This window comes from Afifella sp. IM 167, from assembly GCF_020144925.1.
Taxonomy (GTDB): domain Bacteria; phylum Pseudomonadota; class Alphaproteobacteria; order Rhizobiales; family Afifellaceae; genus Afifella.
This window is the reverse complement of the sequence record NZ_NSLC01000007.1, coordinates 213722-232916: the sequence shown is the minus strand read 5'-3', so window position 1 is coordinate 232916 and position 19195 is coordinate 213722. Positions and strand designations below refer to the sequence as shown.

General features: G+C 66.7%; 15 protein-coding genes. 10 read left to right on the top strand and 5 right to left on the bottom strand.

Translation table 11 applies throughout. The features are described from left to right. Window positions 1-74 precede the first annotated feature (74 nt). From CLD20_RS20430 to CLD20_RS14480, 3 genes are all read right to left on the bottom strand, one after another. On the bottom strand, window positions 75-1412 hold the full coding sequence (locus CLD20_RS20430; RefSeq protein WP_224407370.1) for an MmgE/PrpD family protein: 1338 nt from the start codon (window positions 1410-1412) through the stop codon (window positions 75-77). A 453-nt stretch (window positions 1413-1865) separates the two neighbouring features. After that, window positions 1866-2258, bottom strand: coding sequence for a response regulator (locus CLD20_RS14485; protein ID WP_224407369.1), 393 nt, complete (start codon window positions 2256-2258; stop codon window positions 1866-1868). A gap of 372 nt (window positions 2259-2630) precedes the next feature. Next, entirely contained in the window at window positions 2631-3809 is a 1179-nt protein-coding gene (locus tag CLD20_RS14480; RefSeq protein ID WP_224407368.1) for an FAD-binding oxidoreductase, read from the bottom strand. A gap of 375 nt (window positions 3810-4184) precedes the next feature. On the opposite strand from CLD20_RS14480, the gene CLD20_RS14475 reads away from it, so the two are divergent. From CLD20_RS14475 to CLD20_RS14445, 7 genes are all read left to right on the top strand, one after another. After that, window positions 4185-6230 (top strand): hydantoinase/oxoprolinase family protein, encoded by a 2046-nt coding sequence (locus CLD20_RS14475; RefSeq protein ID WP_224407367.1) that lies wholly within the window; start codon window positions 4185-4187, stop codon window positions 6228-6230. Between the two features lies 1 nt (window position 6231). Beyond that, window positions 6232-7911 carry a hydantoinase B/oxoprolinase family protein gene (locus CLD20_RS14470; RefSeq protein WP_224407366.1) on the top strand — a complete coding sequence of 560 codons (1680 nt, stop codon included), beginning with the start codon at window positions 6232-6234 and terminating at the stop codon, window positions 7909-7911. Window positions 7912-8165: 254 nt separating this feature from the next. Next, the gene (locus CLD20_RS14465) at window positions 8166-9770 is read left to right on the top strand and encodes an ABC transporter substrate-binding protein (RefSeq protein WP_224407365.1); all 1605 of its coding nucleotides are present in this window, start codon (window positions 8166-8168) and stop codon (window positions 9768-9770) included. A gap of 82 nt (window positions 9771-9852) precedes the next feature. After that, window positions 9853-10836 (top strand): ABC transporter permease, encoded by a 984-nt coding sequence (locus CLD20_RS14460; RefSeq protein ID WP_224407364.1) that lies wholly within the window; start codon window positions 9853-9855, stop codon window positions 10834-10836. Beyond that, window positions 10833-11714 (top strand): ABC transporter permease, encoded by an 882-nt coding sequence (locus CLD20_RS14455; protein ID WP_224407363.1) that lies wholly within the window; start codon window positions 10833-10835, stop codon window positions 11712-11714. The genes CLD20_RS14460 and CLD20_RS14455 overlap by 4 nt, the downstream gene beginning before the upstream one ends. Continuing rightward, the gene (locus CLD20_RS14450; protein WP_224407362.1) at window positions 11711-12703 is read left to right on the top strand and encodes an ABC transporter ATP-binding protein; all 993 of its coding nucleotides are present in this window, start codon (window positions 11711-11713) and stop codon (window positions 12701-12703) included. The genes CLD20_RS14455 and CLD20_RS14450 overlap by 4 nt, the downstream gene beginning before the upstream one ends. Next, a complete protein-coding gene (locus CLD20_RS14445) occupies window positions 12700-13719 on the top strand; it encodes an oligopeptide/dipeptide ABC transporter ATP-binding protein (protein WP_224407361.1) in 1020 nt (339 codons plus the stop codon). Before CLD20_RS14450 ends, CLD20_RS14445 begins: the two co-directional genes overlap by 4 nt. On the opposite strand, the gene CLD20_RS14440 is transcribed toward CLD20_RS14445, so the two are convergent. Further along, a complete protein-coding gene (locus CLD20_RS14440; RefSeq protein ID WP_224407360.1) occupies window positions 13716-14615 on the bottom strand; it encodes a LysR substrate-binding domain-containing protein in 900 nt (299 codons plus the stop codon). The two genes, CLD20_RS14445 and CLD20_RS14440, sit on opposite strands and share 4 nt — an antisense overlap. A gap of 27 nt (window positions 14616-14642) precedes the next feature. Then, window positions 14643-15443: an IclR family transcriptional regulator gene (locus CLD20_RS14435; RefSeq protein ID WP_224407359.1), complete on the bottom strand. Its 801-nt coding sequence runs from the start codon at window positions 15441-15443 to the stop codon at window positions 14643-14645. 190 nt (window positions 15444-15633) lie between these two features. Here CLD20_RS14435 and CLD20_RS14430 point away from each other — a divergent pair, with 190 nt between their 5' ends. The 3 genes from CLD20_RS14430 (at window position 15634) to CLD20_RS14420 (ending at window position 19189) form a co-directional block, all read left to right on the top strand. After that, window positions 15634-16779: a C45 family peptidase gene (locus tag CLD20_RS14430; RefSeq protein WP_224407358.1), complete on the top strand. Its 1146-nt coding sequence runs from the start codon at window positions 15634-15636 to the stop codon at window positions 16777-16779. Between the two features lie 233 nt (window positions 16780-17012). Then, a complete protein-coding gene (locus tag CLD20_RS14425) occupies window positions 17013-18206 on the top strand; it encodes a glycosyltransferase family 4 protein (protein ID WP_224407357.1) in 1194 nt (397 codons plus the stop codon). Continuing rightward, window positions 18206-19189, top strand: a complete 984-nt coding sequence (locus tag CLD20_RS14420; RefSeq protein ID WP_224407356.1) for a glycosyltransferase — start codon at window positions 18206-18208, stop codon at window positions 19187-19189. Before CLD20_RS14425 ends, CLD20_RS14420 begins: the two co-directional genes overlap by 1 nt. Window positions 19190-19195 lie beyond the last annotated feature (6 nt).

Genomic DNA, 19195 nt, shown 5'->3' with positions numbered 1-19195 from the left:
GCCGGGCCCGAAACGCAGCGAGGCGGGAATTTCCCGCCTCGCTTTTTTCATGAAGAATGCCGGTCGGCGGCGGTCTATTTCGGCACCGACTGAGCGATGACATCGGCCATGCGCTGATGGGTGTCGACCCGCCAGCACGCCTGCAGGAGCTGCTCGACCTGATCGGCCGGCAACGCCCGGACACCCTGATTGCGAAACTTCGCCGACAGCTGCTCGTCGCTCATCGGCCGCTCCAGGTTGCCGAGGGAATGCTGGAGCGCCTTCGTCAGGATCTTGCCGTCCTTGAGCTCGACCTCGACATGGACGCCGTCCTCGGAGATCGAAGCATCGCCCGTCCGGGTCGTCGCCTCGCGCACCCGCTTCACTTCGGGATCGTTCACCGTCTCGTCGGTATATTCGTCGAGCCCGGCCCGTCCGCGTACCAGGCCGACGGCGGCGCCGTGCACGACGGAGAACTTGCCCTGCAGGCCGGTCGAGATGCCCTGCTTGCCGCAAAGGTCGATCACCAGCGGGGCGACGGTGAGCCGGACGGCTTTGATCGCCTCCGAATCGAGCCCGTTCTCCTCTTTCAACTGGATGCAGGCGTCGATCGAGGGGTGATTGACGATGCCGCAGGGAAACGGCTTGTAGGTGTTGACGCGGAGGTCGAAATCCTCCCCGAGGCCGTCGGTCACGCGCGAAAGGTCGCTCCTTGCGGCCAGCACCGCCGCGAAGCCCCGTGGCCCTTCGAGCCCTTCGACACCGCTGGTGAAGCCGTTGCGCGCCAGGAGCGCCGCCTCGTAGCCGCTCTGCGCGGCGCGTCCGGGATGCAGGGCCTTCGCCATGGAGCCGAACATCTCGCGGATGCCGGCGGCCTGTGTCGCGGCAAGGCCGATCGTCCAGACCATCTGGCGCACATCGAGGCCGAGGAGCTTGCCGATCGCGACAGCCGCGCCGAAGACGCCGCAGCTTCCGGTGCTGTGCCAGCCGACATCGTAATGGGCGGGGTAGGTGGCGTTGCCGACCCGCGAGGTGGTCTCGAACCCGAGAATGAAGGCGTGGAGGAAATCCTCGCCCGAGACCTCGTTGCAGGCCGCATAGGCCAGCAGCGCCGAGGCGACGGGCGAGCTGGCGTGGATGTAGTTCTTCGGCAGCGTGTCGTCGTAATCGTGCACGTGGCTGGAAATGCCGTTGATGAGCGCAGCGTGCAGCGGATCGAGCCTTTCGCGCCGGCCGACGACGAAGGCATTTGCGTGTCCCGAGAAGGGCGCGAAAGTGCGCATGGCGATGTCGGTCGCTTCCTCGGGCGCGCCGCCAAGCGCGCAGCCGACGATGTTGACGAGCGCCCGGCGGCCCTCCTGGCGAACATCCTCGGGGATGTCGGCCGGCCGGCTCTCGACGAGATACTCGGCGAGCTCTTGTGTGATGGTCACGTTTCCTCCCTTTCCTGGGTTGGTCCAGTTGCTGGACTTGTCGTTCTTGTCTCTCGCTGGTGCGGGCGGGCGCTGCGATGCCTTCCGGCGTGGACGGCTCTTCTTGCGCCTGGGCCGCCTGCTGGTCGTTCCCCCTTTCGCCGGTCAGGCCTTCCGCGTGCATTCATCGCCTCGCCGGGACGCCGCCATCCTCGCGGGACGCGCACGCCATGGCCTGCGGCCTCGGCCTGTTTTCACCCCTTCGTCAGTAAGGGCCGCGCGAAAACGGGTCAAGATGATTGTATGATGATCATACTAAGCGAATTGGGGCGCGCCGCCGGACGGCGGTCTGGCCGGTGCAGGAAGCGGCGATCGGCAGCGCTCCCCAACAACAGGTTTTGCAGGTGCGGGTGCGGACCGGCCGAGACCGGGTCGCCGCGAAGCGTGGCCGTCACGGCTTGCGCGCCGGAGTCTTCACTCCGGTTGGGCGCGCAGCTTCTGCAGGTATTGCCGGACCGTTCCTGCTAGCGTGATCGGGTCGAACGGCTTGGCGATGACGCCGGCCGCGCCGAGCTCGATGAAGCGTTCGACCTCGTAGGCCTGGGTGCGGGCGGTGATGAAGACGACGGGAATCGCCTCGGTGCGCGTGTTTTCGCGGAGCGCCGCGAGCGTCTGCGGGCCGTCCATGCCGGGCATCATGACGTCGAGCAGGACGAGATCCGGCTGCCATTCCTCCGCCATAAGGAGAGCATCCTGGCCGCAACTGCATGCCTTCACCTCGAAGGCGGATTCCAGCTTCAGCGAGAGAACAGCTACTTCGCGGATATCGGGCTCGTCGTCCACATAGAGTATTCGGCTTTCCGTCACGTCATCGTCCCGCTGTGCTTTCAGAACTCCCTCCGCCGCCGGACACCTGAATATCGGCCCAGCCAGCATCTTTCTCGCGTATGTGGAATGCGCCGCAAACCACTAGGAAGCACACAAGTTAAATTCCCTGAAATCGCAGTTAATCACCGGTGCCAGACGATAAGATAACGCCGATCTCCTAAGAGGGGTTCGCAAAGAGTGCGCGGATATTTTTTCGCGAGAGGAGGTTTGTAAAAAGAACTTCTCGTCTTTGAGGAGGGCCGTGCGCGTCCGGTTCGACGGCCGCGCGATCGGGGTTTTCGTCAAAGGGGCGGGCGGCGAGGCGATGATTGCCGTGGCGGAGGAGGGGCCGGGCGTGCCCGCACCCGGCGGCTAGTCGAGCCAGTCGCGAAACCGCTTGAACTGTACGGCGGCCGTGATTCCGGCGAAGCGCAGAGGATGAAGGGGGACCTCCCGGATCGGGGTCGTGGCCAGCGGCATGCCGCTCTCCTCCTCGCCGAGGATGCGGGCCGCGAGAGTCCGGCCGAGGAGCGTCGACATGGCAACGCCCCTTCCGTTGAAGCCGAGCGCCGCAAGCACGCCGGGTTCCGGCTCGTGGATATGGGGCAGATGGTCGAGGGTGATCGCGACCTTGCCGCTCCAGCGATGCGTGATGGGGACCTCGGCGAGCGAAGGAAAGATCGTGCGCAGCCGCTGATCGAGCGCCCATGTGCCTCCGGACAGGAGTTTCCGATAATTGCGCCCGCCGAGGACGAGCCGCCCGCTGCCGTCGACGCAGAACCACGAAATCAGCCTGCGGGTGTCGGCGACGGGCTGCCCCTCCGGCAGGATCGTCGGCCGCAGGGATGGCGGTATCGGCGCCGTGGCGATGACCGTGCTTTCAACGGGGACGATGCTGCGGCGCAAGCGCGGCCACAGGCGGTCGCTATAGGCGTTGGTGCACAGAAGAAGGCGCGGGGCGGTGACGGAGCCGTTCGCACTCGCCGCCTCCCATCCGCGCCCGCTGGCGCTGACCCGCTGCACGGGCGTCTCGGAGAAGATGCGTGCTCCAGCCGCTTCGGCCGCGCGCACGAGGCCCTGCAGGTAGGCGACCGGGTTGAGCCGCCCGCCGCGCCTGTCGAGATAGCCCCCGGCATAGCCTTCCGCGCCGGTTCTTTCGCGGAACGTCGTTTCGTCCAGAAGCTCGATCGGAGCGCCGCGTCGCTGCCATTGGGCCGCGCGCTGCCGCGTCTTCGCCAGACCGGCCACGCCGGCCCCGGCATGGATCCAGCCGGTGCGCCGCAGGTCGCAGTCGATGTCGTGGCGTTCGACAAGCGAAAAGACCAGGGAAGGGGCCTCGCCCGCCGCGCGCACCAGCAACTCGCCGCGCTCGGGGCCGAAGGCTTCCAGGACTTCGTCGGGGTCGCAGCGGAAACCGGGCACGATCTGGCCGCCGTTTCGCCCCGACGCGCCCCAACCCGGGAAACGGGCTTCGAGAAGGACGACCTCGCGGCCCTTTTCGGCGAGATGGAGCGCGGCCGAAAGGCCGCAGAACCCGCCGCCGACGATCACGACATCGGCGCTCAGCGAGCCTTGGAGGGGTGGGGAGGGCGAGAGGGGGGGGCGTCGTCTCGGTCCAGACGGGTGTTGCCGGATCGGCGTCGCGAAAAGAATTCATGAGAACGGGTCCTCGCTCGGGAGGTCATGCTAAACGCCTGACCAATAAAGCCGAAATCGTCGTTTCTGATCGACCGATCATCACAGCTTATTCGGCTGGGATAGGGACGATACGGGCACCGAGGAGCGAGCGCCTGCGCCCAAGCATCAGGCTGGCTGATGCCTTCATCATAAAGATCGATTTCCCTTATGGCGACGCTCTGCCTAGCCTGACGCCATGCAAAAAAATCGCCCAACCGCCACGCGGCAGCTGACAGGGGGACTTTTCGAATGAGGCTCTCGGTCGATGTCGGCGGCACCTTCACCGACCTCGTTCTGGTCGACGCGGCGAACGATCGCCTCATGGTCGAAAAGGTCTCTTCCACGCCCGGCAGCGGTGAAGGGGTCATCCGCGGCATCCGCGAGATAGCCCGCAAGGCGGAAATCGGACTCGGCGAGATCGAGCTCCTCTTTCACGGCTCGACGGTGGCCACCAATGCCTGGCTCACCCGCACCGGCGCGCGCGTCGCGCTGATCGTGACGGAGGGGTTTCGCGACATTCTGGAGATCGGCGATCAGCGCCGCCCGAAGGTCTATAGCCTGACCGCCCAGAAGCCTGTGCCGCTCGTGCCGCGTTCGCAGGTCGTGGAAGTCCGCGAGCGTCTCGACGTCTACGGCAAGACAGTCATTGCGCTGAGCGATGCCGAAATCGACCGTGTCGTTGCCGCCACCGCCGCTCTTGAGCCCGAAGCGGTGGCCGTCTCGCTGATCTTCAGCTTCGTCAACTCCGATCACGAACGCCGCCTGGCGGATAGGCTCCGGGCGGCGTTGCCCGACACGCCGATCTACCTCGCCAGTGACGTCAATCCGCAGATGAAGGAATACCCGCGCACCAACACGACGGCGGCTGCCGCCTATGTGGGGCCGCCGGTAGCGCGCTACACACTCTCCCTGGAGCGAGCGCTCGGCGACGAGGGCGTTGCGGCGCGCCTTGTCTACATGCGCAGCGACGGCGGAGCGGCGACGCCTGAAGGGGTGCGTGACAATCCGCTCAACATGCTGCTTTCCGGACCGGCCGGCGGCGTCCTGGGGGCGCTGGAGGCGGCGCGGCTGCTTGCGCTCGAGAACGTCATCACCTTCGACATGGGCGGCACGTCGACCGATCTCGCCCTCATCCGCCAAAACAGTGCCGCCCTCGATCGCTCCCGTCTGGTCGATGGCCTGCCGCTCTCCATCCCGATGCTGGAGATATCGGCCATTTCGGCGGGCGGCGGCTCGATCGGCCATGTCGATCCGGCAGGCGGGCTGCATGTCGGTCCGCAATCGGCGGGCTCCACGCCGGGACCGGCCTGCTACGGGCGGGGCGGCGAAGACCCGACGCTGACCGACGCGGCGCTCGTCCTCGGATACCTCGATCCGGCCGCCTTTGCCGATCCGCAGCTGCGCCTCTCCAGGGATGCGGCAGCCGCCGCCGTCACTGAAAAGATCGCGCGCCCGCTCGGCCTCGGTCTCGCCGATGCCGCGCTCGGCATGGTGGCGATCGGCATTGCCAGCATGAGCGAGGCGGTGCGCAGCCTCTCCCTGGAACGCGGCTACGACCCGCACGAATTCGCGCTCTTCGCCTTCGGCGGGGCAGGGGGCATCTTCGCGCCCTTCCTGCTGGACGAGATCGGCATCGGCCAGCTCGTCCTGCCGCCGCATCCGGGCGTCTTCGCGGCGATGGGCCTGCAGTTCGCCGATATCCGCCACTCCCGCCAGGTGCCTTTCCTGCACCCTGTCTCCAAGGTGACGGAGGCGATGTGCGCCGAAGCGCTCGGCGCGGTGACGCAGGAACTGCGGGACTCGCTCGGCCGCGAGGGCATCGCGGCCGAGCATCAGAAGATCGGCCATACCGCCGACATGCGCTATGTCGGCCAGTACCACGAGCTCAACATCGCCTTCTCCGAGGCGGACTTGCCGACGGGGGCCGATCTTGCCGCGCTTGCCGCGCGTTTCCACGCGGCTCACGAAACGGCTTACGGCTATGCCGATCCGCAGGGGCCGGTGGAAATCGTCAATCTGCGCGTCGATGCGACGGGCCGGATCGAAAAACCGAAATTTGCGCGTTTCGATGCGGGCGCGAGCGATGCCGTCAGGCCGAGGGGCCACCGCGACATCGTCACCGAACTCGGCGGAGCGCCCCAGAGGGCCGCCATCTACCGCAAGGCCGATCTGCCGGCCTGCGCCGCAGTCAGCGGCCCGGCGATCATCGAGCAGGAAGACACGACGATTCTCGTCCTGCCCAACCAAATCGCGAGGACGAACGAGTATGGCTTTGTCTCCATCAAGAGAGGCTGAGATGGACGGGCCGGTAGCGGCCGATCCTGTCGCTGCGCTCGCGAGGGACGTCTTTCAGAAGCGGATGATCGGCATCGCCGAGGAGATGTCGAGCGCGCTCCGTCGCGCCGCGTACTCTTCCATCATCTGGGACATGTACGACTATTCCTGTGCGGTGCTGACGCCTGCCGGCGAGCTCCTCGCCCAGGCGGAGACGATTCCGGCCCAGCTTGGCGTCATCGAGACCGCCTGCGCCCATGTCGCCCGCAAGGTGCCCATCTCCTCGTGGGAGGAGGGCGACATCATCATCTGCAACGACCCCTACCAGGGCTGCACGCATACGCCCGACATCGTGCTCTTCAGCCCGGTCTTTGTGGGCGGCGATCTGGTCGCGCTCACATCGACCATCGCCCATCACGTCGATCTCGGCGGCAAGACGCCGTGCACCACGGCTCCCGACAACACCGAGGTGTTCGGCGAAGGGGTGATCTTTCCGCCGATGAAGCTTCTCAAGGCGGGTAAGCCCGTCGACGAGATCTTCGTGCTGCTCGCCAACAACGTGCGCAATCCGGAAGCCTGCGCCGGCGATCTCAGGGCGCAGATCGCCGGGTGCCGCACGGCCGAGCGGCGCCTGCGCGACGTTGTCCAAGGCTACGGGCCGGAGCGTTTCGCCGAGCTGACGAGGAACGTGCTCGACTATGGCGAGAACTACGTGCGCATGGCGCTGCGCCAGTTTCCCAACGGTGAAAGCAGCGCGGTGGTGCGGATCGAGGACGGCGTGGCGTCTTCGGAGCCGATGACGGTCGCGTGCCGCGTCCGTCTCACCGACGATGCGATCGAGGTCGATTTCGCCGGCACCTCGCCGCAGCGCCCGCACGGCCTCAACTGTCCGTTCTCCTCCACCATCTCGATGGTCAACTACGCCGTGAAGGCGGCGATGTCGCCGGGGATTCCGCAGAACGGCGGCTGCTCGCGGCCGGTCCGAATCCTCTGCGAGGAAGGCACTATTCTCAATCCGCGCCGGCCGGCGGCCGTGGGCAGCCGGCATTTCACCCAGCAGGCCGTGGCCGAGGCCGTCCTGATCGCGCTTCGGCCCTTTGTCGGCGAGACGGGCTATGCCGGTTCGCAGATCTCCTTCCCCTCCCTGAAGATCGGCGGCTTCGACACCCGTTCGGAGCGGAGCGGGCCGGAAGGCATGGCTCCCTACTTCACCGTGACGGACATCATGGGCGGCGGCGGCGGCGCCACGCATGCCGGCGACGGCCTCGACGGGATCGATACCCATGGCAGCAATTGCGCCATCCTTTCGGCGGAGATCATGGAGCTCGTCTGCCCTGTCCGCGTGCTGCGCACCGAGCTCGTGGCCGCTTCGGGCGGTGACGGCGAATTCCGTGGCGGCCTCGGCATGCGCCGCGAATACGAGCTCCTCTGCGACGGGCTCAACGTCAACGTCTATGTCCAGCAGCAGAGCGACTACAACCGCTCCTGGGGGAGCGCCGGGGGTGGCGAGAGCAGTTCCGCGCGGGCGGCGCTCGACGTCGGGGGCCCCGGAGAACGCGCTCTGCCGCCCAAGAGCATCGGGCTGAGCCCGCCGGCCGGAACGCGCATCCTGCTCGAAGGCGCCGGGGGCGGCGGCTACGGCGATCCGGCCCGAAGAGGCGCTGCGGCGCGCGAGCGAGATCGACAGGAAAAGTATGTCTGAACGCCGTGTCAGCGCGTCCCGAAGGGGCGGCGCGGACTTTGACAGGCCGATGGGCGCGGGCTAGAGTTATAACAATTCAAGCGTATCGAAGAACAATACGGAAAGACGATGCGCAAAGAAGGCAGGAGGGAAGAAACACCCATCCGATGGATCTGAGGCCGAGGCGCTACGACGCCGACGCCGAAGGACGTCTTCGCGGGCATGCATGCGGGCTCTGAAGGGCCGCAGCAGGGGAACACGACAGGAGAACTCAGATGGTGCTCAAGACATTTGCTTCGGCCGCCATATCGGCGGCCCTTGCGCTGGGGGTCGCCGTCGGCCTTGCCGGCACGGCCTCGGCGCAGCACCGCGGCGGGACGCTGACGGTCGGCATCGACGGACCGCGGCATCTCAATCCGGCGGTCCAGTCCGGCAACGCCACGGGTACTCCCGGCACGCAGATCTTCGCCGGCCTGATCGAACTCGACGAGAATTTCGAGGCGCAGCCCTACCTGGCCGAGAGCTGGGAAGTCAGCGACGACGGCAAGACCTATACCTTCAAGCTGCGGGAGGATGCCCTCTTTCACGACGGCGAGCCGGTCACCTCGGCCGATGTCGCCTACTCGCTCGACGTGGTGAAGAACAACCATCCTTTCGGCATCGCCATGTTCGGCGCGGTGGAGGGTGTCGATACCCCGGACGAGCACACGGCCGTCATCCGGCTGAAATACGCCCAGCCCTCGCTGATGGCCTCGCTCTCCCCGGTTCTCCTGCCCATCCTGCCCAAGCACGTCTATGACGACGGCCAGGACATCAAGAGCCATCCGGCCAACAGCAAGCCGGTCGGTTCCGGTCCCTTCAAGTTCGTCGAGGAGCGCACGGGCGAATACATCACGCTGGAGCGCAACGAATCCTTCTTCAAGAAGGACCAGCCCAATCTCGACAGGATCATCTTCCGCATCATTCCGGAGAAGGATCAGCAGGCGCGACTTTTGGCGCTGCAGTCCGGCGAGGTGGATTACTTTCCCTTCAGCGGCATGAACGCCCGCAACGTCAAGCGGCTGCAGGACGATCCCAATATCGAGGTGACGACGAAGGGCTTCGAGGCGATCGGCCCGACGAACTATCTTGAGTTCAATCTGCGCCACAAGCCGTTCGACGATATCCGCGTGCGCAAGGCGATCGCCCATGCGATCGACAAGGACTTCATCACCAAATCCCTGCATCTCGGCATGTCGACGCGGCTCGACGGCCCGCTGCACAGCTCAAGCCCGTTCTACGACGCCGATGCGCTGGTGATGTACGACGTCGATCTCGACAAGGCGCGCGAGCTCCTCGACGAAGCCGGGCTCAAGCCGGATGCCAACGGAACGCGCTTTTCCATGACGCTCGACTATCCGACCTTCCATCCCGAAAGCGGCAAGCTCGTCGCCGAGTATCTGAAGCCGCAGCTCGGCAAGATCGGCATCGACGTGACGCTGCGTTCGTCGCCCGACTTCGCCACTTGGGCGAACCGCGTGGCGAGCTGGGACTACGATGCGACGATGAACTCCATCTTCGACTACCCCGATCCGATCATCGGCGTGCACCGGCTGTTCCTGTGCGACAACATCAAGCACGTGATCTGGACGAACACGGCCGGCTACTGCAACAAGCGGGTGGATGAGCTTCTCGGCGAGGCGGCGAGCGCGACGGATGTCGAGACGCGCAAGAAGGCCTATTCGGAGTTCCAGAAGATCCTGTCGGAGGACCTTCCGCTGATCTTCACCAACGAGGAGCCCTACACCGCCGTCTACAACAAGCGGATGAAGAACCCGCCGCTGACGGTCTGGGGCGGCATGCAGGCCATGGACGAGGTCTATGTCGAGGATGGGCAATAGGCTCGCATCCTCCAGCTTCTCGCACTGATGCGCGGCGGCCCGCGGGGCCGCCGCCAACCCCCGAGACCCAGCCGGTAGAGCGATGAGCAGCCTTTTCGAAATCGCCAAGCGGATCGTCTACGCGCTGTCCCTCGTGTTGGCGGTCATCGTCTTCAATTTCCTGCTGATCCACATGGCGCCGGGCGATCCGGCCGAGGTGATCGCGGGCGAGATGGGCGGCACCACCGAAGAGATCGTCGCCTCCATCCGGCAATCCTACGGCCTCGACCAGCCGCTGCTGACGCAGCTGTGGCTCTATCTCAAGCAGGTGGCCGGGGGCGATCTCGGCTATTCCTACTACTTCAACCGGCCGGTGACGGATCTCATCCTGCAGCGGCTGCCGGCCACGCTGCTGCTGGTCATCAGCGCGCTCCTCCTGGCGATCATCATCGGCACGGCGCTCGGCGTCGTCTCGGCGCGGCGCCCGCGCGGCTTCCTCAGCCATTTCGTCACCGTCCTGGCGCTGGTCGGCTTCTCCGCTCCGGTCTTCTGGACCGGCATCATGCTGCTCCTTCTCTTCGCCTCCTATCTGTCGTTCTTTCCGGTCGGCGGCATGTATTCGATGACGCTGGAGGGCGGTTTCGGCGTGAAGGCGCTCGATGTGCTGCACCACCTCGTCCTGCCGATGGCGACCCTTTCGATCATCTATGTCGCCCAGTACAGCCGGCTCGCCCGCGCCAGCACGCTCGACGTTCTGGGAGCGGACTACATCCGCACCGCCCGCGCCAAGGGACTTTCCGAGGCCGTCGTCGTCTACAAGCATGCCCTGCGAAACGCCGTCCTGCCGGTCGTGACGATCGCCGGCCTGCAATTCAGCCAGCTGCTCTCCGGCGCGGTTCTGGTGGAGACCGTGTTCAACTGGCCGGGTCTCGGACGTCTCGCCTTCGAATCCATTCTGAGGCGCGACTATCCGACGATTCTGGGCATCCTGTTCTTCTCAGCCTTCGTCGTGGTCATCGCCAATCTTTTGACCGATCTCGCCTATCGCCTCATCGATCCGCGCATCAAGGCGGGGGCTTCCTCATGAGCGCGCCGGCAGCTCCCGTCTCCAGACCCGGCAGCCCGACCCTCGAAGCGCTGCGCATGCTGGCCCATAACGGCCCCGCCGTGGTCGGCATCGCCATGATCGCCACCATCGTCGCCGTCGCCGCGATCGGCCCGCTCCTCTATCCGGTCGATCCCTATTCGATCGTCGCGGCCCCGCTCTCGCCGCCCTTCGACGAGTTCACGCCGCAGGCACCCTTCGGCACCGACTATCTCGGACGCGACATCCTCGCCGGCATCATCCATGGCGCGCGGCCGACGCTCCTTGTCGGTGCCTTCGCGGCGGCGCTGACGGTCGTCATCGGGGTGACGATCGGCGCGCTGGCCGGCTTTTACGGCGGCTGGATCGACCAGGCTCTCCTGCGGCTGACGGAGTTCTTCCAGGTGTTGCCGCCGCTGCTCCTGGCCATGGTGCTGGTGACGCTCTTCTCGCCGAGCCTGCCGACCATCGCGATCTCGATCGGCATCGTCAGCTGGCCGGCCGCGATGCGCCTGACGCGCGGTGAGTTCCTGCGCATCCGCCAGCTCGACTACGTCAAGGCCGCGCGGGCGGCCGGCGCCCGCAACCGGCGCCTCATCTGGCGGGTGATCCTGCCCAATGCCCTGCCGCCGCTGATCATCTCCGCGGCGCTGACGATCGGCGTGTCGATCCTCTTCGAGGCGGGCCTCAGCTTCCTGGGGCTCGGCGATCCCAACACCATGACCTGGGGGCTGATGATCGGCGCCAATCGCGAGTATTTTCTGGATGCCTGGTGGCCCGTCTCGATCCCCGGGGTCGCCATCTTCTTCACCGTGCTGAGCGTCAGCCTGCTGGGCGATGGGCTCAACGACGCCTTCAACCCGAAACTGAGGCGGCGATGACGGACAAGATCCTTTCCGTGGAAGGCCTCACGATCGAGTTCCGGATCGGCGGCAGGTTCTTTCCCGTGGTCGACGGCCTGAGCTTCGATCTCGCCAGGGGCGAGATGCTCGGCATCGTCGGCGAATCCGGCTGCGGCAAGTCGACAACCGCCCTCGCCATCATGGGGCTCGTGGAGGAGACGTCCGGCCGCGTGCCGGCGGGCGAGATCAAGCTCAACGGCGAGAACCTGCTCCAGACCTCCAGGCGGCGCATGCGGCAGCTGCGCGGCAACGACGTGGCGATGATCTTCCAGGAGCCGATGTCCTCGCTCAATCCGGTCTTCACGGTGGGCGAGCAGATCGCCGAGGTGGTGCGCCTGCATCACGGGGCGAGCCGGAAGGCGGCGATGGACCACGCCTACGACATGCTGTGCAAGGTGCATATCCCGGCGCCGGAAAAGCGGCTGCATCAATACCCGCACGAGCTGTCGGGCGGCATGCGCCAGCGTGTCATGATCGCCATCGCGCTGGCCTGCGGGCCGAGCCTGCTGATCGCCGACGAGCCGACGACGGCGCTCGACGTGACCGTCCAGGCGCAGATTTTCGATCTTCTCCAGGAGCTGCGCGACGCGACCGGCACGGCAATCATCCTGATCACCCACGACATGGGCGCCGTCGCCGAGACCTGCCAGCGCGTCCTCGTCATGTATGCCGGCAGGAAGGTGGAGGAGGGGCCCGTCGAGGCGATCCTGACGGAACCGAGCCATCCCTATACGAGCGGGCTCATCCGCTGCACGCCGCATCTCGATCGCGATCCGCCGGCGCAGCTGCCGATGCTGCCGGAAATCCCCGGCATCGTTCCGCCGGTAACGGAGCTGGGCAAGGGCTGTCCTTTCCGCCCGCGCTGCCCGCACGCCCATGCGCGCTGCGCCGACATGCCTCCGGTCATTCCCGTCTCCGCCAACCATGGCGCGGCCTGCTGGCTGCAGGAGGAGGAGAGGGCGGCGTGAGTGCGGATCCCATCCTCGAGGTCTCCAACCTCACCGTGCATTTCCAGAACCGGCGCTCCAATCCCTTTGCCCCGCACACGACGGTGCACGCGGTGGACGACGTCTCCTTCTCGCTGCCGCGCGGCAGCACGCTGGGCATTGTCGGTGAATCGGGTTCCGGCAAGACGACGGCGGCCCTTGCCGTCATGCGCCTCGGGCCGATCACGGCCGGCAGCGTCAAGCTTGCGGGCACCGAAATCGCCGGTCTCAAGGGCGAGGAACTGCGCCTCGTCCGGCGCAAGATGCAGGTGATCTTCCAGGATCCCTATTCCTCCCTCAATCCGCGCATGCGCGCCGGCCAGATCGTGCGCGAGCCGATGGACCTTCTCGACGTCTACGACAGGTCGGAACGGGCGGATCGCGTCGCGGAGCTCTTCGCGGCGGTCGGGCTTCGCCCGGAACAGGAGAGCCTCTTTCCGCACCAGTTCTCCGGCGGCCAGCGGCAGCGCATCGGCATCGCGCGGGCGCTCGCCACCGATCCGGAGATCATCGTCTGCGACGAGCCGGTATCGGCGCTCGACGTCGCCATCCAGGCGCAGACCCTCAATCTCCTGCGCCGCCTGCAGAAGACCTTCGGCTACAGCTACCTCTTCATCTCGCACGATCTCGGCGTGGTGCAGTATGTCTGCGACGAGATCGCGGTGATGTATCTGGGTCAGATCGTGGAGCACGCCGTCCAGGTGGATCTCTTCCGCCGGCCGCTGCACCCCTATACCTGGGCGCTGATGTCGGCCGTTCCCTCGGCGAATCTTGCCGAGGCGCGCCAGCGCCGCGTTCTCCTGACCGGCGACCCGCCCAATCCGATCGACCCGCCCGACGCCTGTCGTTTCGCCGAGCGCTGCCCGTTCGCCGAGGAGATCTGCCGCAAGACGGCGCCGCCGCTCCGCGCCGTCGCGAATGGCCGCAAGGTCGCCTGCCACCTTGTCAGCGACGACGGCGAAGCGCCGCAGCATCGCGAAGGGCTAGAGGGGCCCTAGAGGCCGCTCTTCCGGCGCGTTTCGGCAAAGACGTCGCGCAGCACGCCGATGAAATCGGCGCTGAGGGATGAGCGCGGCCGGTCCGCGGGATAGAAGATCGCCAGATCGAAGCGAAGGGCCGGACGGAAAGGGCGGGCGACGAAGTCGAGATGCCGGCAAGCGGTGATGTTGACCGGGTCGGCAAAGCCGATCGCCGCGCCTTGCGCGGCAAGACCGATGACGGTCGCGATCATGTCGACCTCGTAGCGCACGAGGCGCTCCGCGCCCGCCTCGCAGAATGCAGCGTCGAGCTCCAGGTTCTGGCGGTGCCAGCCGGGCATGGTCGACATAGCAAGGCCGCTGAGGTCGGCGGGCGTCAGCGTTTCCTTTCCGCTGAGAGGATGGCCCCGCGGCATCACGCAGGCGAGCTCCTGCGGGATCACCTCCACCTCGAAGGCCGGGTTCGGGTCGGTCGTCTCGGCGATGCCGAAATCGTAATACTGGCTCGCCACCCATTCATGAACGCGTTTCGATTCATTGGTGACGATGGATACGGCGACGTCGGGACGGACCTCCCGGAAGCGCCGCGTTGCGGTCGGCAGGATTTGCAGGGCCGGCCCATAGATCGACGCGATCCTGAGCTGGCCGACGCCGCGCCGCGCGATCTGGTCAGCGCGCCGTTCCAGGTCGGTCAGCGAGGTGAAGGTCCGCTCCGCATCGTCGAGGAGGAGCAGGGCCTCGGCCGTCGGGATGACGCGGCCGCGCCTCCGCTCGAACAGCTTGAAGCCGATCGCCTCCTCCAGGCTGGCGACGAGCATGCTGACGGCGGGCTGCGTGACATGCAGGAGCTCGGCCGCGCGGGTCATCGATCCGGTCGTCATGACCGCCCGAAACGCCTTGAGCTCGCGCAGGTTCATCGCGTCAGTCCCTGCCTGGAAGGGCTCTCACCGGTGGAGCGCCCGCGCGGCCTCGATGGCGAGCGGTCCGAAGCGGCCGGTGAATTCCTCCACCGTCCATTCGCCGAGCGAGCCGGCGATATGGATGGCCGCGACCGGCCGGCCTTCCTCGGTGATGGCGGTGGCGAGCACGATCTCGCCGAGCAGACTTTCCTCGCGGGCCAGCGCGTAGCCGTCGCGCCGAGCCTCGGCGATCTTGGCGCGGATCTTCCCCGGTTCGGTGATCGTCTTCGGCGTCAGCGGCTTTCGCTCCGAGCGGGCAATGATGTCCTCCACCTCCTCGTCTTCCAGGTGCGCCATCATGGCCCGGCCGCCGGAAGAGCAGAAGGTGGGAATCCGGCGGCCGATCAGCGTCGCAGGAAAGTTCTCGCGCTTGCTCTGCAGGCGCACGGCGTAGACGATCGTCAGATGGTCGAAGAGGCTGAGGTCGACCCTCTCGCGGGCGGTCTTGCGGAGCTCGAGCAGAACGGGCGTGGCGCGCTCGATGAGCGGATCGGAAATCAGATAGTCGAAGGCCCGGTCGAGCACCCGCCGGCCTGGCGTGAAGCCGGTGCCGCTGTGATGGCGCTCAAGGTATCCGAGATGCAGCAGGGTGTGCGCGATGCGCTGGGCGGCGCTCTTGTCGATGCCGGCACGGGCGGCGATTTGCGAGAGCGTGAGAGGAGGCCCGGAACTGCCGAAGATTTCCAGAACGTGCAGAGCGCGCTCGACCGATTGCAGCAGGAGGCGCGGATCGGCCTCGCCCGGCTGCATTGCGGAGGGCGAGGATGGATTTCTGGCTGCGGGCATCTGGCTCCCCATGATTGCCGCGGATCGAAGCTTCCGCCCGGCCGCGGTTTGACACCTTTCGGCGGACTGGCTACCTTCATTATAACAATTCGGCTGTATTGACAGTCAATACATCTGGCGAGTTTCCCAGGGGTTGGCCCGCGTGTTGGCCGCGGACCGTCCGGACTTCTCGCCGCGGCGGAGTGATCACATGTCCCATCTTCCCGTGCTCGAACTTGGCGGCGACCCGCGCGAGCGGGGCCAGCAGCATGGCTCCAGCATGCGCGAGGCGATCGCAAGGAACATCGACGCCTATCTCGCGCGCTTTCAGTCGGGAGGCGCGAGCCGCGCCAAGGTGCTGGAGGAAAGCGAGGGCTGGCACGCCTTCATCTGCTCCGACAATCCCGAATACGGCGAGGAAATGAATGCGATCGCGCGTGCCTCCGGGTACTCGCAGACCGAGATCGCAATGCTCAATGCCCGCTACGAGATCACCTATCGTGTCTTCTCCAGCGAGGCGCTCAAGGCGAACGGCGTGCCGCCCCAGGAAGGCTGCACGTCTTTCGGCCTGTTCCCGGAAGTGACGCGGAGCGGCCACACGATCCTCGGCCAGAACTGGGACTGGCTGCAGAGCGTCAAGGGTCAGACCCTCATTCAGCGGGTACGGCGGGCGGAGCGGCCCGAGGACGGCAAGCCGAGCTTCGTCGGATTTTCCGAAGCGGGAATCGTCGGCTGCAAGATGGGTGTGAACGCTGCCGGCATCGGTTTGTGCGTCAACGGCCTGGTGACGCCCGAGGATGGCGCCAACGGCATGCGCAAGCCCTTCCATGTGCGCTGCCGCGAGGTCCTCGACGCCTGGACCTACGACAAGGCGCTGAAGCCGGTCGTGGAGACCGATCGCACCTGCTCGACCAATTTCCTGATCGGTCAGGCCGATGGCGAGATCATGGACATCGAGGCGACGCCGAGCCGCTGCGCCTATCTCTATCCGCAGGACGGGATCGTCGCGCATGGCAACCATCTCGTGCGGGAAGATCGTGTTTCCTCCGAGATGGAGAGGCTCGGGCCGCATACGCTGTTTCGCGGCCACCGCCTGGATCGGCTCCTGCGCCGGCATGCCGGCGAGATCGACCTTGAGGTCATTTGCGAGGCGCTGTCCGACCACTTTTCCGCCCCGAATGCCATTTGCCGCCACCCCGATCCGGCGCTTGCAGAACCCGCCCGCGTCATCACCGTGGCGGCGATCGTGCTCGATCTCGATCAGCGCATCCTCTACGCCAGCGACGGGCAGCCCTGCTGCGCGCCGCTCCAGCCCTATTCGCTTCATGGCGACGAAAGGGCGAGCGACGCGGCCTGAATGCGGCCGGGTCTCTAGGCTCTCCGTCCGACAGGTGGGAACATGCGGATTTGGCTCAGAGGGCAACGCATCCCTTCGTGCGAGGGCGCGGCGAGCGCGATCGGCCGGAAGAGGGGACGCGGTGCCGGGAGAGGCAGAAGATACCCCATATTGATGCCTCCCTGCCGGAGGTGCGCCGACCTAGCCTGACGGCGTAAAATCCGCCCGGGCACGAGCGCCGATTGGAGGTGAGGGTGAAGTGGGCCTATTTCGCCGCGCCTCATCTCGGCGGGACCTATTCGCATTTCAAACATCTGCGCGCCGGGCTCGCCCCGCACGGCATCTGTGTCGAGTGGGTGGGCTTTGCCCGCGAAGTTCGGCCCGGCGATGGGTTCTCTGAGGAAGATCTGCGCTCGGGCAGGCTGGTGCCGGTCCCTGGCGACGCGGACGAGGCCGCGCGGGCCGCCGCGCTCGCAGAGATGTTGACGGCCGAGGCCTATGACGGCGTCTTCGTCAACGTCCTCGCCGAGCCCGTGCAGATGAACATCGCCCGCTATCTACCGGCCGGGATGGCGCGGCTGATGATCGTGCACAACATCACCCCCGCGACCTATGCGGCGGCGCGCAGCCTTCAGGACTGGGTGCACGCGACGATCGGCGTCTCCGCCCGCTGCCGCGACGATCTCGTCGGGCGCTTCGGCTTCGCTCCCGGCCGGACTTTCGCCATCGCCAACGCGGTCGATATTGCGGCGCTCGCTTCGGCCGAGCGAGAAGGATCGCCCTCCGGGCCGAGGCGGCTGCTTTATCTCGGGCGCATCGAGGACGCGGCGAAGGGCGTCTTCTGGCTCCCGCAGATCATGTCGCGCCTGCCTTCGAACGTCAGCCTGACCGTCGCCGGCGACGGTCCGGACCTTGAGCGTCTGCGCGAACTGTGCGCCCGCGATCGGCGCATCGCGCTCCTGGGCGCGGTGGCGGCAAGCCGGATTCCGCGTCTCCTGGCGCAGCATGACGTGATGATCATGCCGTCCCGCTTCGAGGGCTTCGGGTTGACGCTCGTCGAAGCCATGGCGACCGGCTGCGTGCCGGTCGTATCCCGCCTGCGCGGTGTCACCGATCGGATCGTCTCCGATGGGGAGAACGGCTTCCTTTTCCCGGTTGGCGACTGGCCGGCGGCCGCGCGCCTCCTCGCGCGTCTGATCGACGATCCCGAAAGGCTCGCGGCCATGTCGGGCCGGGCGCGGCGCGATGTGGCGGGCCGCTATTCGCTGGAGCGCATGGCAATGGAATACGCCGCCGTCCTCCACGACGTCATGGCGAACCGCCCCGCCATCGCCGACCCGCTGCCGCTCCGCGAATGGGCGATGCCCGCGGGCTTCCGGCCCGGTCTCCGCCGCTACGTGCCGAGGCCGCTGAAGAACTTCCTCCGTGCCCGGCTGGAGCGGGTGTGATGCCAGCGGGCGCGCCGCCGCCGGTCTTCTCGCTGGTCATCCCGGCGCATAATGCCGTCCGCTATCTGGGCGAGGCGCTGGACTCCGTGTTCGACGAGAACACCCGCCATCCCTACGAGGTGATCGTCGTCGACGACGGCTCTGTGGACGGGACGGCTGCGCTTGCCTCGACCTATCCCGGCGTCGTCTGCCTCCGACAGGAAAATACCGGGCCTTCCGCTGCACGCAATGCCGGCATCGCCGCTGCGAAGGCCGGGATCGTTCTGTTTCTCGATGCCGACGACAAGGTCTTGCCGGGGCGTTTCGACCTGGAGCTCGATCAGATGCGGGCCGAGCCGGAAGTCGCCGTGACCTTCGGCAACTGGATCGTCGAGGGCGAGCCGGGCGATTATCTGGCGCGCTATGGCTTGCCGCCCGCGCCCGAAAGGTTTCGCGAGCTGGACAATCCGTTCGGCCGTCTCATGACGGCGGGATGCTGCGTGCCGACTTCCACGGTCGCCGTGAGGAAGACCTGGCTCGAACGCGTTGGAGGATTTCCGGAGGATCGTCGCTACGCGGAGGATTATGCCGTGTGGCTGAAGATCGCCGCGGCCGGCGGCCGCTTCGCCTATTCAAGCCGGGCTCTCGCCTGGTATCGCAAGGGCGCGGCGTCGAGCCTCACGCGATCGAGCCATACCCACGCCGGCCTCGTCCTGACGCTGCGCGAGGCGCTTCTGTCCTGCGGTGCCCGCCTGAGCGTCGCGGAACGGGCGGTGGCGGAAGCGCGCTACCGCACGGCGGTAAACGGTTTGCTGCGTCACGAATGGGCCTATCGGGGCCGCCGGGCTGCGCTCGATCGCGCCCAGAGCCTCGAACCGCTGATCCCGCGCGATCTTGCCATCACATATCGGCTTCTGACGCTGCTGCCCGGTGGTCTCCCGCGTCTGCTGCGGGAGACGATGCGCGCTCGTGGCAGGCTCGCCCTGCGCGGGGCGGGCCGATAAACCGCC

What these genes read in the sequence shown, in the direction of transcription:
- CLD20_RS14455 (WP_224407363.1), top strand. Translation starts at nt 10,833, where the DNA reads ATGAGCGCGCCGGCAGCTCCCGTCTCCAGACCCGGCAGCCCGACCCTC.
- CLD20_RS14475 (WP_224407367.1), top strand. Translation starts at nt 4,185, where the DNA reads ATGAGGCTCTCGGTCGATGTCGGCGGCACCTTCACCGACCTCGTTCTG.
- CLD20_RS14465 (WP_224407365.1), top strand. Translation starts at nt 8,166, where the DNA reads ATGGTGCTCAAGACATTTGCTTCGGCCGCCATATCGGCGGCCCTTGCG.
- CLD20_RS14420 (WP_224407356.1), top strand. Translation starts at nt 18,206, where the DNA reads ATGCCAGCGGGCGCGCCGCCGCCGGTCTTCTCGCTGGTCATCCCGGCG.
- CLD20_RS14430 (WP_224407358.1), top strand. Translation starts at nt 15,634, where the DNA reads ATGTCCCATCTTCCCGTGCTCGAACTTGGCGGCGACCCGCGCGAGCGG.
- CLD20_RS14450 (WP_224407362.1), top strand. Translation starts at nt 11,711, where the DNA reads ATGACGGACAAGATCCTTTCCGTGGAAGGCCTCACGATCGAGTTCCGG.
- CLD20_RS14435 (WP_224407359.1), bottom strand. Translation starts at nt 15,443, where the DNA reads ATGCCCGCAGCCAGAAATCCATCCTCGCCCTCCGCAATGCAGCCGGGC.
- CLD20_RS14440 (WP_224407360.1), bottom strand. Translation starts at nt 14,615, where the DNA reads ATGAACCTGCGCGAGCTCAAGGCGTTTCGGGCGGTCATGACGACCGGA.
- CLD20_RS14460 (WP_224407364.1), top strand. Translation starts at nt 9,853, where the DNA reads ATGAGCAGCCTTTTCGAAATCGCCAAGCGGATCGTCTACGCGCTGTCC.
- CLD20_RS14470 (WP_224407366.1), top strand. Translation starts at nt 6,232, where the DNA reads ATGGACGGGCCGGTAGCGGCCGATCCTGTCGCTGCGCTCGCGAGGGAC.